Genomic DNA, 15,885 nt, shown 5'->3' with positions numbered 1-15,885 from the left:
GACGGGGCGTTGCCGGAGGAGCGGGGACTCAACCGCGGGTGCGGTTCTTGTTCCACACGTCGAAGGCCACGGCCAGCAGCAGCACGAGACCCTTGATGAACTGCTGGACGTCGGTCGAGATACCCATGAGCGACATGCCGTTGTTGAGCACACCCATGACCAGACCACCGGCGATCGCGCCGACCACGCGGCCGACACCACCCTGGACGGCTGCTCCACCGATGAAGGATGCGGCGATGGCATCCAGCTCGAAGAGGTTTCCCGCGCCGGGACCGGCGGAGTTCAGGCGGCCCGTGAAGACGATGCCGGCGAGGGCCGCGAGGACGCCCATGTTGACGAACAGCATGAAGTCGACGCGACGGGTGTTGATGCCCGACAGCTTCGCGGCGGTGCGGTTGCCGCCGAGCGCGTAGATGTGGCGGCCGAAGACGCTGCGGCTCATGACCGTCGAGTAGCCGATGATGAGCAGCGCCAGCACGACGAGCACGATGGGCGTGCCGCGCGAGCCGGGCGCGACGCCCAGCAGGTAGGTGAGGTACGCGATGAGCGCGCCGCCACCGATGAGCTTGACCAGGAAGGCGACCTGCGGCTCGTTCTGCAGCTCGAGGGCGGCACGCTTGGCGCGCTGACGCACCTGCGAGACGACGAAGAGCACGAGGGTCAGTACGCCGAGGGCGACCGTGATCCACTCGGCCGGCGACGACGCCGCCGGGAAGAGATCGGGGAACAGGTAGCCACCGCCGAGGGCGCGGTACTCGGTGGGGAACGGCGTGATCTGGGTGTTGCCCAGGGTCATCTGCGTCAGACCGCGGAAGAGCAGCATGCCCGCCAGGGTCACGATGAACGCGGGGATGCCGATGTACGCGACCCAGAATCCCTGCCACATGCCGACCACGGCGCCGAGGAGCAGCGAGAGGACGATGCCCAGCCACCAGGGCAGGCCCCACTGGACGATGAGCACACCCGAGACCGCACCGACGAAGGCGGCGACCGAGCCGACCGAGAGGTCGATGTGGCCGGCGATGATGATCATCACCATGCCGATCGCGAGGATCAGGATGTAGCTGTTCTGAACGATGATGTTCGACACGTTGCCCGCGGTGAGCAGACGCCCGCCCGTGAGCGCCTGGAAGAGCAGCACGATGACGATCAGCGCGATGAAGATGCCGATCTCGCGCAGGCGCGACGTGAAGAACTGCACGATGCCGCCGGCACCGTTGCCGGCACCGCCGCCGACGGGGCCCTTCGGCGTGGCGGGACCCTGGGGGGTCACGGTGTTGTCAAGCGCTGACATGGTCGGCTTCCTTTTCCTTCGTCATGAGCACCATGAGTGCCTCGGGAGTGGCCTCTTCGATGGGCAGCTGGCCGGTGATGTGGCCTTCGCTGAGGGTGTAGATGCGGTCGCAGATGCCGAGGAGCTCCGGCAGCTCCGAGGAGATGACCAGCACCCCCTTCCCCTGCGCCGCGAGGGAGTTGATGATCGTGTAGATCTCGTACTTCGCGCCCACGTCGATACCGCGCGTCGGCTCGTCGAGGATGAGCACCTCCGGGTCGGAGTACAGCCACTGCGACAGGACGACCTTCTGCTGGTTGCCGCCCGAGAGCTTGCCGACGACCACGTCGACGCTCGGCGCCTTGATGTTCATCGACTTGCGGTAGCGGTTGGCGACGAGGTACTCCTCGTCCCCGTCGACGAACCCGCCCTTGACGAGCTTGCGCATGCCGGCGATCGAGATGTTTCGCTTGATCGTGTCGATGAGGTTGAGCCCGGCGCCCTTGCGGTCTTCGGTAACGTACGCCAGCCCGCTGCGGATGGCCGCGGGAACCGTCGAGGTGTCGGCCTTCTCACCGCGGATGTAGACGTTGCCCGAGATGCGCGAGCCGAAGCTCTTGCCGAAGACGCTCATCGCAAGCTCGGTGCGCCCCGCGCCCATGAGACCGGCGATGCCGACGACCTCGCCGGCACGCACGTTCAGGTTCGCCTGGTGGATGACGACGCGGCTCGCATCGGTCGGGTGGCTGACGTTCCAGTCCTCGATGCGCAGGACCTCGTCGCCGATCTCGACGTCGCGGTCGGGGTAGCGGTTCTCGAGCTCTCGGCCCACCATCCCGCGGATGATGCGGTCTTCGCTCGTACCGCCGGTGGCCACGTCGAGGGTCTCGATCGTACGACCGTCACGGATGATGGTGACCTCGTCGGCGATCGCACGGATCTCGTTGAGCTTGTGGCTGATGATGATGCAGGTGATGTTCTGGCCGCGCAGGTGACGGATCAGATCGAGCAGGTGCTCGGAGTCGTCGTCGTTGAGCGCCGCGGTCGGCTCGTCGAGGATCAGCAGCTTGACGTCCTTCGACAGCGCCTTGGCGATCTCGACGAGCTGCTGCTTGCCGACGCCGATCTCGTTGACGGGGACGTCGGGGCTGTCGCCCAGACCCACGCGAGCGAGGAGCTTGGCGGCCTCTCGGTTCGTGGCATCCCAGTCGATGAGACCGCGATGGGTGATCTCGTTGCCGAGGAAGATGTTCTCGGCGATCGAGAGGTAGGGGCTAAGGGCCAGCTCCTGGTGGATGATGACGATGCCGGCCGCTTCGCTGTCGCGGATGTCTTTGAACTCGACGGTGTTGCCGTCGAAGACGATCTCGCCGCGGTAGTCGCCCGCGGGGTACACGCCGCTGAGCACCTTCATGAGGGTGGACTTGCCGGCGCCGTTCTCGCCGCAGATGGCGTGAACCGTCCCGCGCTCGACGGTCAGTGACACGTCGGCGAGCGCGATGACGCCGGGGAACTCCTTGGTGATCGAGCGCATCTCGAGGATGGTGCTCACGAGGTCCTCCTTGCAGAACCGGCTCGTGGCCGGTCGGAATGTGGGGCGGGTGCGGGATGCCGCGGACCCGCAGGAGCCTCCGCCGCGACCCGGTGGGCCGCGGCGGAGGCGGGGTGGAGGGGCTCAGAGCCCCTCCGGGGATCAACCCAGGTCGGCCTCGGTGTAGTAACCGCTGTCGACGAGGACTTCCTTGTAGTTGTCCTTCGTGACGATCGTCGACTGCAGGAGGTACGAGGGAACGACCTTCTTGCCGTTGTCGTAGGTCTTCTCGTCGTTGACCTCGGGCTTCTCGCCCTTGCGGATGTCGTCGACCATGGTCACGGCCTGCTTCGCCAGCTCGCGCGTGTCCTTGAAGATCGTCGAGTACTGCTCACCGGCGATGATCGACTTGATCGAGCCGGCCTCGGCGTCCTGACCCGTGATGACGGGGAGGGCGTTGGCGGCGTAGCCGCCCGAGGTCAGGGCCGAGATGATGCCGATCGACAGACCGTCGTAGGGCGAGAGGACGCCGTCGAGCTTGGTGCCGCCGATGACGGTGAGGATGTTCTCCATGCGCTTCTGCGCCGTCTCGGGCAGCCAGCGGAGGATGGCCGCCTGGCCGAACTCGGTCTGGCCGGAGGGAACCTTCAGCACGCCCTTGTCCATGTAGGGCTTGAGGGTGTCCATGGCGCCGTTCCAGAAGAACGTGGCGTTGTTGTCGTCGGGGCTGCCCGCGAACAGCTCGACGTTGAAGGGGCCGGCGGCGCCGGTGTCCTTGCCCGACGCGTCGAGGACGCCCAGGCCGGTCAGGAGCGAGGTGGCCTGCTGGACGCCGACCTTGTAGTTGTCGAACGTCGTGTAGTAGTCGACGTTCTCGGTGCCGTTGATGAGGCGGTCGTACGCGATGACGGGGATGTTCGCGTCCTTGGCCTGCTGCAGCACGTCGGTGAGCGTGGTGCCGTCGATCGAGGCGACGATCAGGGCCTTGGCGCCCGTGGTGATCATGTTCTCGATCTGCGAGACCTGGGTGGGGATGTCGTCGTTGGCGTACTGCAGGTCGACCTGGTAGCCGAGCTCCTCGAGCTGCGACTTGACGTTGTTGCCGTCGGCGATCCACCGCTCCGACTGCTGCGTCGGCATGGCGACGCCGATGGTGCCACCGGCTTCCTGCGAGTCTCCGCTGCCGGCGCCGGTGCGGTCTCCCGCGCAACCGGCGAGGCCGATGCCGAGCGCGAGGACGCCCGCTCCCGCGATCGCCTTGAGCATGCTGTGCTTCTTCACTCTGGTTCCCTCCGTTGGGTGTTTGTCGCGGCGCCTCCCCCTGGAGCCCACCGCGGCGATGCAGACGGGTCGCGTCGGGGCGCACGGCTTCGGGGGCGAAACGAAGGGCCCTCGGCGAGGCGGTGCGACCCGCGTCGTTCGAAACGTCTTCGTCTCGACGGATCCGCTCCGCAGCGAGTCCCGTCGGCCGTGTGACCCGGTCATGTGACCGTTCACATCGTGTGAGCGATGCTACCTCCCCGCCAGGCGGGACTGTCAAGTCTCGATGCGCTCGAAGTCCAGCCGTTGCCGAAACGTGACGTGGGCGGCGCGCGGCTCACGCCCGGGGTGCGGCCGTCGATGCCCGCACGATGAGACGCAGATGGTCGGGTTCGACCACCGGCTTGTCGTCGTTCACCTCGCCGAGGGATGCCAGGAGGTCGGCGACCGCGCGCGTGCCGATGCCCACGAAGTCCTGGCGCACCGTGGTGAGCGGGGGCCAGAGATGCGCGGATTCGGGGACGTCGTCGAAACCGACGACGGAGATGTCCTCGGGGACCGAACGACCTATGGCTCGCACGGCATGCATGAACCCGAGCGCCATATGGTCGTTGCCCGCGAACACCGCGGTGGCATCCTCGGTGCGCAGAAGCTCCAGCCCCGCCTCGAAGCCGAACTGCGCCGTCCAGTCGCCGAGGACGGGCGGTCGCGGCGACAGGTCGTTGGCATCCATCTCCGCGAGATACCCCCGCATACGGTGATCGGCCTCGACCCAGTCACGCGGACCGGCGAGGTGGAGGATGCGCGAGTGCCCGAGCTCGATGAGGTGGCGGACGGCGGCGCGTGCCCCCGCACTCTGGTCGTTGTGCGTGGTGGAGGTGTCCGTCGAGGTGACGATCTGCACCGGCACCGGAAGCTTCAGCTCGTCGAGGATCGGGACGACCCGGGTCTGCGGAGCCACCGCGATGAGCCCCTCGATCGACTGCTGCATGAGGTGGTCGATCGACGAGCGGACATCGTCGGGGGCGCTCGTGGCGAGGTTGGTGACGGTGAGACGGTAACCGGCGGCGCGAGCGGCGGATTCGATGGCCTGCACCATCGATGCGGTGCCGTGGGTGGTGGCGCGCGGCCCCAGGACGCCGATCAGACGCGAGCGGCTCGTGGCGAGGGCACGAGCGGCCTGGTTGGGCACGAACTTCAGCTCGGCGATCGCGGATCGCACCTTGGCGGCGGTCTCGGGACGCAGCTGCGTGCTGTTGTTGATCACACGAGAGACGGTCTGATACGACACCCCCGCGAGCCGCGCGACATCGCGGATGCTCGGGGCGCGCCCCGTCGCCTCCGGAATATCGGTGTCGCTCATGGTCCGCCTCATTGCGGGTCGCGCGCTGTTGCGTGACCGGTCACACGAGGATAGCCGACGCGGCTCGGTCCGCCCGAACGTGCTCACGTCAGCGCGATCCGCCGGGGTGCGCGGGCGGGGCGGGTCGTCGTGGGCGCGTCGGCGCCGGCGCATCAGCATCGGCTCGACGTCTCGGGAGCGGATCGGGATGCAGCCGCGGCACGCATCCGGTTCTGACGAGGTGCGTCGCCGCGGGGCGGTCGACAAGCTGTGTGTGAACCCGTTCAGGACTCGAGCAGTGCACGATAGAACCGGATGCCGCGGAGCCAGACGTCCACGCGGATGCGCTCGTCGGGAGCGTGCAGCGCATCGCGCTCGGCGCGCGTGAGGTGGAACGGCGCGAAGCGGTACACCGCGTCGGTGATCCCCGTGTAGAACCGGCTGTCGCTGGCACCGAGCTGCAGGTAGGGCAGGGGCACGGTGTCGGCGCCGAGGGTGTCGGTGACCGCCCGCGACAACCGCCGCCATGCTTCCCCCTGCCAGGGCGAGACCGGCGAAGGATCGTCGCCGTGGCGCAGCTCGATGTCGACGAGCGGGTCGGCCACCGCTCGACGCAGGTGGATCGCGACGTCGGCGAGTGTGTCGCCGGTCAGCAGCCGCACGTTCACGCTCGCCCGCGCCGAGGTGGCGAGCACGTTCTCGCCCGCCGAACCTTCGAGACGGGTGACGACCGCAGTGGTGCGCGCGAGGGCGTTGGTCTCGGGTCCGAGCACCGACAGGGCCGCGGTCACCGCGGGAGCCGACAGCGAGGTGCGGCGGAACAGCGTCGAGACGGGCTCGCCCGTGTGAGCGGCGGCGGTGGCGAGCATCGCCCGGACGGGAGCGACGAGCCGACGCGGGAACGGACGACGCCGGAGGCGATCGATGGCCCGAGCGAGTCGGGCCGTCGCGGGCATGCGCGGCGGGGTCGAGGCGTGACCCCCGGCCTCGCGCGTCACGAGCTCGAAGGTCGCGACGCCGCGCTCGGCGACGCCGATCATCGCGGTGGGCACGGCGACGCCGGGAACGGCGCCCTCGACGACCGCTCCCCCCTCGTCGAGCACGAGGGCCGGACGGATGCCGCGCTCTTCCAGGAGCGCGGCCATGGCCTGTGCCCCGGTGCCGCGAGTCTCTTCGTCGTGACCGAAAGCGAGCCACACGTCGGTGCGCGGGGTGACCCCTTCGGCGAGCGCCGCTTCGACGGCCTCGAGAATGGCGACGAGAGCGCCCTTGTCGTCGATCGCGCCGCGCGCGTGGATCGTCGCATCGGGTCCCTCCCCCACGAGGTCGGCGGCGAAAGGCGGATGCCGCCACTCCTGCCCGTCGACGGGGACGACATCCTGATGGGCGAGGAGGACCAGCGGCGCGTCGCTCGCCGTTCCCGTCCAGCGGTACAGCAGCGAGCGGCCGGCCACGACCTGCCGCTCCAATCGCTCGTGGACCAGCGGGTACAGCCGTTCGAGGGCAGCGTGGAACGTCTCGAAGGCCGAGTCGTCGATCTCGCCCGGGTCGACCCGCGACACCGTCGGGATGGACAGCAGCTCGCGGAAGCGCTCGACGGGCGTCATGCGACGAGCCTAGGGCGTGGGACATCGCGGAGCCCCGGGGATGCCGGCATCCGATGTCCGCGGCGTACGACGGGCGGGCGCGACGCCGATGTCGGCAGACGCGGCTACGGTGGATCGCATGACCGGACTGCACTGGGGCATCCTCGCAACGGGCGGCATCGCGCACGCCTTCACCTCCGACCTGCGCACCGCGGGCCTCGACGTCACCGCCGTCGGCTCGCGCCGCATCGACAGCGCTCGCGCCTTCGCCGAGCAATACGACATCGCGCACGCGCACGGCTCGTACGAAGAGCTCGTCGCCGACCCCGATGTCGACATCGTCTACATCGCGACGCCGCACCCCGGCCACCTCGACAACGCCTTGCTGGCCCTCGAGCACGGCAAGCACGTGCTGGTCGAGAAGCCCTTCACCCTGAACGCCTCCGAGGCGGCGCAGATCCGCGACGCGGCGGCCGCGAAGGGTCTTCTCGCGATGGAGGCGATGTGGACGCGGTACCTGCCGCACATGGTGCGCATCCGCGAGATTCTCGCCGCCGGCACCCTCGGTGAGATCCGGGTGGTCTCGGCCGACCACACCCAGAAGATCTCGACCGACCCGGCTCACCGCCTCAACGACCTCGCACTCGGCGGCGGAGCCCTGCTCGACCTCGGTATTTACCCGATCTCGTTCGCGATAGACGTCCTGGGCCTCCCCGAGCGCATCACCGCTCTCGCGCGGCTTTCCGACGCGGGTAGCGATGCAGAGGTGGCGACCGCGTTCGTGCACTCCGGCGGGGCGCTGTCGAGCACCGTGTCGTCGTCGCGCGGGGCCGGTCTGAACACGGCGCAGATCGTCGGCACCGAGGCCCGCATCGAGATCGACCGCGTCTGGTACACCCCCACGTCGTTCCGCGTCGTCTCCCCCGACGGCGACGTGATCGAGGAGTTCACCAGCGAGGTCGAGGGCCGCGGCATGCAGTTCCAGGCGCAGGCGGCAGAGCGCTTCGTCGCGGCCGGAGCCGGGCCGAACGACATCCTGTCGATCGACGAGACGGTCGCGATCATGGGCGTGCTCGACGAGGTGCGACGCCAGATCGGCGTGGTGTACCCCGGCGAGCGATGAGCGGCGAGGGCTACCCGCGCTCCGCCGCGACGGGTCAGACTGGAGGCATGCCCGACACCCAGACCGCCCGCGTCGCCGTCTACCTCGACTTCGACAACATCGTGATGTCCTGGTACGACCGCGTGCACGGCCGGAACGCCTACTCGCGGGATCGGCAGAAGATCGCCGAGAATCCGATCGACCCCGAGATCGCCGAGCGCCTGACCAAGGCGACCATCGACGTCGGCGCGGTGATCGACTACGCCGCATCGTTCGGCACGCTGGTGCTGACCCGCGCGTACGCCGACTGGTCGTCACCGGTCAACGCCGAGTACCGCTCGCAGCTCGTGGCTCGTGCGGTCGACCTCGTGCAGCTCTTCCCGGCCGCGGCCTACGCCAAGAACGGCGCCGACATCCGTCTCGCGGTGGACGCCGTCGAAGACATGTTTCGCCTCCCCGACCTGTCGCACGTGGTCGTCGTCGCCGGAGACAGCGACTACGTGCCGCTCGCTCAGCGGTGCAAGCGGCTCGGCCGGTATGTCGTCGGGGTCGGCGTGGCCGGGTCCACGGCGAAGTCGCTCGCCGCCGCGTGCGACCGTTTCGACGCCTACGACTCCCTCCCCGGCATCCCGAATCTCGCCGAGACGAAGAAGGATCCCGCCCCGTCGCGGCCCCGCGCGCGCAAGCGCTCGAAAGATCCCGCGGTCGACCTGCTCGAGCGCGCGATGCAACTCGAGGCGGAGCGCGCCGACGGCGAGTGGCTCCACGCGTCGGCGGTGAAGGATCTCATGAAGCGTCTGGATCCGTCGTTCAGCGAGAAGGCGCTCGGGTTCCGCAGCTTCTCGGACTTCCTCAAGGCGCAGACCGATCACGTCGAGGTCGACGAGGAGTCGAACGTCGTGCAGGTGAAGGCGGTCTCGCGGGGCTGAGGTGGCGCGGGCGCGCGGACCCGACGCGCTGGCGGACGTGGCCTCGCGTGCGCATGAGTGGCCCTGCGCGGTTGACCAGACGTGGGCGCCCGCGTCGAGTGTCCAAAACACCCGGACGATTTCGACGGGCGTCCGGGTGTTTTGGACACTCAAGGGACGCGAACGGGCGAGGCTGAGGCGCGGTCGCGCGGCCCCAGCCGGGGCACGGTCGGCACGCGGCATCACGGCCGCGAGCACGCTCGCCCTCGCGGGCACACTCGCCCTACCGGGCGCACTCGCCCTCGCGGGCACCTCGCCCTCACGGGCACCTCGCCCTCGCGAGCACACTCGCCCTCACTTCGAGTGTCCAAAACACCCGGACGATTTCGACGGGCGTCCGGGTGTTTTGGACACTCAACGGGTCGAAGAGGTTGGGCGGGCCGTTCGGCGCCCCGCGCCGGTGACGACCCGCGCCGTCAGCGGCGCTCGGCGCCCGGGGCGACGTGGGTCAGCACGCGCGACCAGACCGAGGTCAGCGTGACCTCGCCGTTGACCGAGCCGATCTCGTCCGGGTGGATGACCTCCGCGGCGCCTGAGCGCAACCGGTCGACGTACCACGCAGCGTCGCCCTGCCCCGCGGGGCCATCGTGGCCCACGACCACCAGGACATCGGCCGCGAGATCGTCGAGCAGCGGCGTGCGCAGGTCACGGCTCAGCGCGTCGGTCGGGCTCCGAACGCCGACGATCGCGACACGGTCGACGACCTCACCCATGGCCGCGGCCAGATAGAGCGCGATCGGTCCCGCAGACCGCTCGCCGACCAGTCCGACCGTCGCGCCGGGGGCCTCGCGCTCGAGCAGCGCCCTCAACGCCTCGACGGTGAGCCCGGCGGGGGTCTGTCCCCCGAACACCGGCGGATCTTCGAGTTCGGGGGCGTCGAGACCGACGGCGACGATCCGCACGTCGAAGCCCGAAGTCACCCGGGCGTCGGGGTCGGTGGTGGCGACGTCGCCGGTGCGCAGGACGAACACGGCACGCGGAGCGCCGGGGGTGCCGAAGCTGCGGTAACCGAGTTCACCGTCGAGCCAGGGGGCCAGACTCATCGCGTCATCCTTTCGTCGCTGCTTCGCCGCCGGGCAGCAGCGCGCGCAGGGTGTCGATCGTGTCGGCCTCGGCCGCGGTCTTGTCCGAACGGTAGGTCTTCACCCGGGCGAAGCGCAGCGCCACGCCGCCCGGGTACCGCACCGACCGCTGCACCCCGTCGATGGCGATCTCGACGACGGTGTCGGGTGCCACGCGAAGACCCCCCGCCACCTCTCCGGTCTGCCGCTCGGCGAAGTGAGCCGTCTGCCACTGCAGCAGCTCGTCGGTCAGACCCTTGAAGGTCTTGCCGACCATTACGAAGCCGCCGGGTTCGCCGAAACGCCCCTCGGGATCGCGCGCGCCGAGATGCAGGTTGGACAGCCATCCCGAACGTCGCCCCGAACCGTACTCGACGCCGAGGACGACGAGGTCGAACGTGTGCACCGGCTTCACCTTGAGCCAGCTCTTGCCGCGGCGCCCCGCGGTGTAGGCGTCGTCGAGCCCCTTGACCATCACGCCCTCGTGACCGGCGGCGAGAGCGTCGCGCGCGAAGGCGTCGGCGACTTCCGCGTCGTCGGTCAGAACGGCGGGGATGCGGTGCTCTCCCGCGACCCTCTCGAGTTCGTCGAGGCGCGCGGCGAGCGGTTCGTCGACGAGGTCACGACCGTCGACGTGCATGATGTCGAAGAACCAGGGCCGGAGGGCGATCTCGCGCGCCGACTCGGCGCCGAAGCGCGCCATGGTGTCTTGGAACGGCCGGGGACCGCCGTCCTCGTCGAGCGAGAGGGTCTCTCCGTCGAGGATCACGTCGTGGACGGAGAGCGAGAGGGCGACCTCGACGATCTCCGGAACGCGATGGGTGATGTCCGCCAGCGTGCGGGTGAAGACGTGGACCTCGTCACCGTGCCGATGCACCTGGACTCTGGCCCCGTCGAGCTTGTACTCCACGGACGCACGCCCCGTCACCGCCATCGCCTCCGCGACACTCGTCGCGGTCGAGGCGAGCATCGGCTGCACGCCGCGACCCACCACGAGTCCGACAGCCGCGAGATCGGCGGCGGGGGCGGTCAGCGCGATGCGCGTTGTCGCGCCCAGGTCGCCCGACAGCATGGCTGCGCGACGAACCAGAGCGACGTCGCGATCCGAGGCTCGGGCCACGGCATCCAGCAGCACCCCCTCGAGGGCGCCGGTGCGCAGCTCGCCCGTCATGATCCGGATCAGCAGATGCCACTCCCGCGCCGTCGCGCGCTCGGCGAGCTCGTCGAGCAGGCGCGTGCGCTCCGCCCCCGCCCCGGCGCCGCCGACCGCGGTCAGCCGCGTGAAAGCCGCGTCGACGTCGCCGATCGTCAGGCTCGGTTCATCTGCGTGACCGCCGTCGTGCGCCGAGAGCGTGCGCCAGCCCACCCCGAGGCGGCCCTGCCGCGGTGACGCGGTGAGCAGCCCCACCGCCGGTTCGATCTCGTCCGGGTCCAGCCCGCGCACCAGCGCGGCGAGGGCGGCGACCTTCGCGAGTCGAGAACGCGTGTTCGTCACCGCCGCAAGCGCGGTCTCGATATCGCCGAAGAGCATGTCGGCATCCTGGCATCCCCCTCCGACATCGCGGCGACGCTTGTGCGGAACCGGCGGCGGTGCCATGCAGCGCCGGAGAACCCGGCACCTTCGGAGGAGGATCGCCTGTGCGGCCGTCCCGGTGAGAACAGATCCGGCCCGGCCTCGCAACCCCCGGATCGATGTCGGAGGTCTGGAGTGTGCTGGGTTCCTCCCCGAGGAATGAGGATTCGTGAACGCTCCCGCCACACTCGAACAGTCCGCCCGCACCGCCCGTGAGGTGTTCGGATGGGACGACCTGCTGCCGGGTCAGGCCGAGGCGATCGACGCGGTCGTGAGCGGTCGCGACACCCTCGTCGTCTTCCCCACCGGCGCAGGAAAGTCGGCGGTCTACCAGATCGCCGGCTGCGAGCTCGGGGGGACGACGGTGGTCATCTCTCCCCTGCTCGCCCTGCAGCGCGACCAGATCGACTCGATCGACGCCGCCCCCGACGCCCCCGCGGCCGTCGCCCTCAACTCCCGCACCGGTGCCGCCGCCAAGAAGAAGGCCTGGGCGGCGATCGAGGGCCCCGACTCGGTGTACGCGTTCCTCGCACCCGAGCAGCTCGCCAACGACGAGGTCTTCGATCGACTCTCGAAAGCCGACGTGCGCCTCGTCGTCATCGACGAAGCGCACTGCGTGTCGGCGTGGGGCCACGATTTCCGTCCCGACTACGCGCGCATCGGCGACGCCATCGAGGCGCTCGGTCACCCCCCGGTGCTGGCGTTGACGGCCACGGCATCCGCTCCCGTCCGAGACGACATCGTCGAAAGCCTCGGCATGCGCGAGCCTCACCTCGAGGTGCGCGGCATGGATCGCCCCGAGATCCACATGGCGGTCCGGCGGCACGAGCACGACGCCGACAAGCGCCGCGCCGTCATCGCGGACGTCCAGGATGCCGGCGGCCCGGCGTTGCTGTACGTGGCGACGCGCAAGGGCACCGACTCGTATGCCGAGGAACTGCGTGAGCTCGGCCTGCGAGCTGCGGCGTACCACGGTGCGATGGCGCAGAAGAAGCGCGACGAGGTGCACTCCGCCTGGAGCGCAGGCGAACTCGACGTGGTCGTGGCGACCTCCGCGTTCGGCATGGGCGTCGACAAGAGCGACGTTCGTCTGGTCGTGCACGCCGACGTGACCGAGTCCCTCGACTCCTACGCGCAGGAGATCGGCCGAGCGGCACGCGACGGGCAACCCGCGCGGGCGATCCTGCACTACCGCGCCGAGGATTTCTCGCTGCGCTCCTTCTTCGCGGGCGGTCACACCAAGCGCGCCGACATCGCGGGGGTGTGGGACGTGCTCCAGCGGATGAAGAAGCCGGTGCGCGCGAGGGACATCGCCGACGAGAGCGGACGCTCGGTCAGGGCGATCGGCCGGGTGCTCAATCAGCTCGTGGCGTGCGAGCTCGCCGTCTCGGGCCCCGAGGGGGTCTCGGCGCAAGCGAAGGTATCGGCGGGCGACGCGGTCAGCGCCGTGCGCGAGCGCGACGAGGCCGAGGAGCGCATTCGAGCTTCGCGCATCGAGATCATGCGCGGGTACGCCGAGACCACGCACTGCCGCCGGCGGGCGTTGCTCGAGTACTTCGGCGTCGAGACTGCCGCCCAGTGCGGGTCGTGCGATCGGTGCGACGCCGGCACCGCGGCCACGGTCGACGAGCGCGACGAGACGTCCGACGACGACGGCATCCGGATCGACTCGACCGTCGAGCACGGCGAGTTCGGCACCGGCACCGTGATGGCGATCGAGGACGACCGGCTCACGGTGTTCTTCGCCGACCACGGGTACAAGGTGCTCGCTCGCGCGGCGTTCGAGAAGGGCATCCTGGAGCTCGGCGAGGCGGCCTGAGGGGCAGTCAGCGGCTCGAGGTGTGATTCATCGGCTCTGCACCGTGAGTTCCGTTCCGAACCGCGGCAGGGGCGTCACCGGGCGCGCGTCGACCACCACGCCCACGCGACGAGCGGCACCTGCAGGAAGAGCCGGATGAAGCGGGAGCGATCGGTGTTCAGCCCCGGCGCCGAACGTCCGGTCCGCCACTGGTGCACGTTTCCCGGGAACACGGCGACGAAGAAGGCCGCGATGGCCGCCCCGATGCGTCCACGTTCCCGCGGCAGAGCGACGAGAGCGACCCCCAAGACGACCTCGACGGCCCCGGATGCCACGACGATGGCGTCCTTGTCCGTCCGAAGCAGTCGCGTGGCCCACCCCGGGACGACGATCCGATAGCCCCGCCGACCCCACGTGACGTGGCCGACCCCGGCCCCGACGAGCAGGAGGGCCAGCACCCCGCGGGCGACGGAACGGACGGTGAGACCAGTGCGACGCGGCATGGGGTCAGTCTGTCATCCGTGCAAGCCGGCGGGGCCGCTCGCGCGCGGCCCCACCGGCCTCAGCAGGGGGTCATCACGACCCCGGCGGGCGTGGCGATACGGCGTCCGGGTCCGTTGATGCCGCATGACCGCTGTGCCGGGCCGGCGCCGTCGTCCGCACGAACTCGACGTACGCCTCGACCGTGTCCTCGGGCACGATCGCGCGCAGCACGACCTCGTCGGCGGCCGCCGTGTATGCCTCGAGCGCGTCTGCGAGTCCGGCGGCGTCGCGGATCGTCGTGGCCGCGGCATCCACTCCCATCCGCTCGAAGTTCGCGGCGTAGTTCGGGAACGACGCGTACATGGCGGTCTCGGCGTCGAGGCGCTCGCGGGCGGCCGAGACCACGGCGGTACGCACGTAGACCGCGACGTGCGCGGCCGGTGCGAGGGCGTGGAGGACCTCGGCCTGGTCTCGAGCCTCGGTCGGCGGTACCCAGTTCAACAGCACGCCCTCGGCGAGCTCCGCCCCCGTGCGGCGCATCTTGGGGCCCAGCGCCCCCACGAGGACGCGGGGCACGCCGGCCTCGTGCAGCACGGAGACGGCCTCGGTCACCCGGGCCAGGGCGCCCTGCTTGGCCATGCCCGAGCCGATACCGATCGTCAAGCGGTCCAGCGGAAGACCGAGGGATGCCACCTCGGCGGCGATCGCGTCGGCGGGCCGGCGATCGACGGGGACGACGCCGGTCGCGAGTCGAAGACGATCCGTGACACGCGCGGCGGCGGCGAGCGCGGCCAGAGCATCGCCATCGGGGGTGTCGTTGATCCAGAGGGTGTCGAAGCCCGCTCTCTCGACGGCCGGAGCGATCCGCGCGACGGCGTCGGGACCGAGGGAGCCTGCGAGTCCGAGCGAAACGGTTCCTCGTGTCATGACGCATCTCCCGCGTTCGGCAGGGCCAGCGCGACCTGACCCACCGCCGAGAAGAAGGCGGCGAGGTCGACGTCGTCGGTGGGGAGAAGAACGACGTCGTCGACGCCCGCGGCGTGGAAGCGCGCGACCCCCTCGGCCACCTCTGTCACCGAGCCGGCGAGCACGCGGTCCGCCGCGTCTTCGCGATCGGCGAGCACCGCGGTGGCGCGCTCGAGAGCGTCGGGGCCGAACGCCGTCAGCACGTAGGCGACGACATCGGTGCGGCCCTCACGGCCCGCCTCGGCACGACCCATCTGCACGGTCTGCACGGCCGCCGCGATCTCGGCGACGGTGTGCCTGCTGTCGAGCACCACCCCGTCGGCGACGGCCCCGGCGAGGGCGAGGGTCTTGGGCCCTTCGGCGGCGGCATAGACGAGCGGCGCCGCGGGAGGCGGCCAGTCGAGAGTGACGTCGCGGAGCTTCACGTAGCGCCCCTCGGTACTCACCGTCTCACCGGCGAGCAGCGAGCGGAGGGCCGGCAGCTGCTCGCGCATGAGCGTGAGCGGTGAGGCGGCCTTGGCGCCGACCTGACGCATCCAGTCCTGCACCCCGTGCCCGAAGCCCGGCAGGAGGCGTGCGGGGAACATGCGCTCGATCGTCGCGATCTCCATCGCCGACGCCGCGACGTTGCGCAGCGGGAGCGGCGCGATGCCGACTCCGATGCGCAGATGGTCGGTGACGGCGAGAGCGGCGGCGGCGGCGGCCCACGCGGACGAGCGGAAGCAGTCCTCCCACAGCCACAGCTCGTCGACCCCCGCGTCTTCGGCCGCTCGCGCTGCGTCGCGAAGCTTCTCGGGCGGATGCGGGTACGGGCTGAAGATCGTGCCGATACGACTCATGTCTCTACTCTGCCGCGAACCTGCGACATCGGGAGGGGCTGGCGCGCGGGTCGCCGCTGCCCGGGCGAAACGCCCCCACGCCAAGACGCCCCCGGCACCGAAG

Annotated in this window: 13 protein-coding genes; 3 read left to right on the top strand and 10 right to left on the bottom strand. The window is 70.1% G+C overall.

All coding sequences use genetic code 11. From position 1 onward, the window contains the following. Positions 1–28: 28 nt before the first annotated feature. The 5 genes from mmsB to AB6V29_RS07180 form a co-directional block, all read right to left on the bottom strand. Positions 29–1,294 (bottom strand): multiple monosaccharide ABC transporter permease, encoded by a 1,266-nt coding sequence (gene mmsB, locus AB6V29_RS07200; RefSeq protein ID WP_267787524.1) that lies wholly within the window; start codon positions 1,292–1,294, stop codon positions 29–31. After that, entirely contained in the window at positions 1,281–2,807 is a 1,527-nt protein-coding gene (gene mmsA, locus AB6V29_RS07195) for a multiple monosaccharide ABC transporter ATP-binding protein (protein WP_210074201.1), read from the bottom strand. Before mmsA ends, mmsB begins: the two co-directional genes overlap by 14 nt. Positions 2,808–2,966: 159 nt before the next feature. Beyond that, entirely contained in the window at positions 2,967–4,070 is a 1,104-nt protein-coding gene (gene chvE, locus AB6V29_RS07190) for a multiple monosaccharide ABC transporter substrate-binding protein (RefSeq protein ID WP_210074199.1), read from the bottom strand. Between the two features lie 331 nt (positions 4,071–4,401). Continuing rightward, positions 4,402–5,427, bottom strand: coding sequence for a LacI family DNA-binding transcriptional regulator (locus AB6V29_RS07185; protein WP_307317665.1), 1,026 nt, complete (start codon positions 5,425–5,427; stop codon positions 4,402–4,404). Positions 5,428–5,690: 263 nt separating this feature from the next. Further along, positions 5,691–7,013, bottom strand: a complete 1,323-nt coding sequence (locus AB6V29_RS07180) for a M20/M25/M40 family metallo-hydrolase (protein WP_369357787.1) — start codon at positions 7,011–7,013, stop codon at positions 5,691–5,693. Positions 7,014–7,131: 118 nt separating this feature from the next. Between AB6V29_RS07180 and AB6V29_RS07175 the strand changes: the two genes are divergently transcribed. Continuing rightward, positions 7,132–8,115 (top strand): Gfo/Idh/MocA family protein, encoded by a 984-nt coding sequence (locus AB6V29_RS07175; protein WP_369357785.1) that lies wholly within the window; start codon positions 7,132–7,134, stop codon positions 8,113–8,115. Positions 8,116–8,162: 47 nt separating this feature from the next. Beyond that, positions 8,163–9,023: an NYN domain-containing protein gene (locus tag AB6V29_RS07170; RefSeq protein ID WP_267787528.1), complete on the top strand. Its 861-nt coding sequence runs from the start codon at positions 8,163–8,165 to the stop codon at positions 9,021–9,023. 455 nt (positions 9,024–9,478) lie between these two features. Here the strand turns inward: AB6V29_RS07170 and AB6V29_RS07165 are convergent, their stop codons facing one another. Both AB6V29_RS07165 and AB6V29_RS07160 read right to left on the bottom strand, forming a co-directional pair. Beyond that, complete coding sequence (locus AB6V29_RS07165) at positions 9,479–10,105, bottom strand: hypothetical protein (protein WP_210073985.1); 627 nt, start codon at positions 10,103–10,105, stop codon at positions 9,479–9,481. Between the two features lie 4 nt (positions 10,106–10,109). After that, positions 10,110–11,654 carry an ATP-dependent DNA ligase gene (locus AB6V29_RS07160; RefSeq protein ID WP_369357783.1) on the bottom strand — a complete coding sequence of 515 codons (1,545 nt, stop codon included), beginning with the start codon at positions 11,652–11,654 and terminating at the stop codon, positions 10,110–10,112. Between the two features lie 211 nt (positions 11,655–11,865). On the opposite strand from AB6V29_RS07160, the gene AB6V29_RS07155 reads away from it, so the two are divergent. Continuing rightward, positions 11,866–13,515 (top strand): ATP-dependent DNA helicase RecQ, encoded by a 1,650-nt coding sequence (locus AB6V29_RS07155; protein ID WP_369357782.1) that lies wholly within the window; start codon positions 11,866–11,868, stop codon positions 13,513–13,515. A 74-nt stretch (positions 13,516–13,589) separates the two neighbouring features. Here the strand turns inward: AB6V29_RS07155 and AB6V29_RS07150 are convergent, their stop codons facing one another. From AB6V29_RS07150 to AB6V29_RS07140, 3 genes are all read right to left on the bottom strand, one after another. Next, on the bottom strand, positions 13,590–13,997 hold the full coding sequence (locus AB6V29_RS07150) for a hypothetical protein (RefSeq protein WP_267787531.1): 408 nt from the start codon (positions 13,995–13,997) through the stop codon (positions 13,590–13,592). 73 nt (positions 13,998–14,070) lie between these two features. Beyond that, positions 14,071–14,904, bottom strand: coding sequence for an LLM class flavin-dependent oxidoreductase (locus tag AB6V29_RS07145; protein ID WP_267789328.1), 834 nt, complete (start codon positions 14,902–14,904; stop codon positions 14,071–14,073). Beyond that, positions 14,901–15,782 (bottom strand): LLM class flavin-dependent oxidoreductase, encoded by an 882-nt coding sequence (locus tag AB6V29_RS07140; protein WP_369357780.1) that lies wholly within the window; start codon positions 15,780–15,782, stop codon positions 14,901–14,903. Before AB6V29_RS07140 ends, AB6V29_RS07145 begins: the two co-directional genes overlap by 4 nt. Between the last annotated feature and the right edge of the window lie 103 nt (positions 15,783–15,885).

The sequence above is a fragment of the Microbacterium sp. 20-116 genome, assembly GCF_041079415.1.
In the GTDB taxonomy this organism is placed as follows: Bacteria; Actinomycetota; Actinomycetes; order Actinomycetales; family Microbacteriaceae; genus Microbacterium.
This window is presented reverse-complemented; position numbering and strand designations above follow the sequence as displayed.

Bases quoted from the DNA above. Each gene is read 5' to 3' on its own strand.
- mmsB (WP_267787524.1), bottom strand. From the start codon at position 1,294: ATGTCAGCGCTTGACAACACCGTGACCCCCCAGGGTCCCGCCACGCCG.
- mmsA (WP_210074201.1), bottom strand. From the start codon at position 2,807: ATGCGCTCGATCACCAAGGAGTTCCCCGGCGTCATCGCGCTCGCCGAC.
- chvE (WP_210074199.1), bottom strand. From the start codon at position 4,070: ATGCTCAAGGCGATCGCGGGAGCGGGCGTCCTCGCGCTCGGCATCGGC.
- AB6V29_RS07185 (WP_307317665.1), bottom strand. From the start codon at position 5,427: ATGAGCGACACCGATATTCCGGAGGCGACGGGGCGCGCCCCGAGCATC.
- AB6V29_RS07180 (WP_369357787.1), bottom strand. From the start codon at position 7,013: ATGACGCCCGTCGAGCGCTTCCGCGAGCTGCTGTCCATCCCGACGGTG.
- AB6V29_RS07175 (WP_369357785.1), top strand. From the start codon at position 7,132: ATGACCGGACTGCACTGGGGCATCCTCGCAACGGGCGGCATCGCGCAC.
- AB6V29_RS07170 (WP_267787528.1), top strand. From the start codon at position 8,163: ATGCCCGACACCCAGACCGCCCGCGTCGCCGTCTACCTCGACTTCGAC.
- AB6V29_RS07165 (WP_210073985.1), bottom strand. From the start codon at position 10,105: ATGAGTCTGGCCCCCTGGCTCGACGGTGAACTCGGTTACCGCAGCTTC.
- AB6V29_RS07160 (WP_369357783.1), bottom strand. From the start codon at position 11,654: ATGCTCTTCGGCGATATCGAGACCGCGCTTGCGGCGGTGACGAACACG.
- AB6V29_RS07150 (WP_267787531.1), bottom strand. From the start codon at position 13,997: ATGCCGCGTCGCACTGGTCTCACCGTCCGTTCCGTCGCCCGCGGGGTG.
- AB6V29_RS07145 (WP_267789328.1), bottom strand. From the start codon at position 14,904: ATGACACGAGGAACCGTTTCGCTCGGACTCGCAGGCTCCCTCGGTCCC.
- AB6V29_RS07140 (WP_369357780.1), bottom strand. From the start codon at position 15,782: ATGAGTCGTATCGGCACGATCTTCAGCCCGTACCCGCATCCGCCCGAG.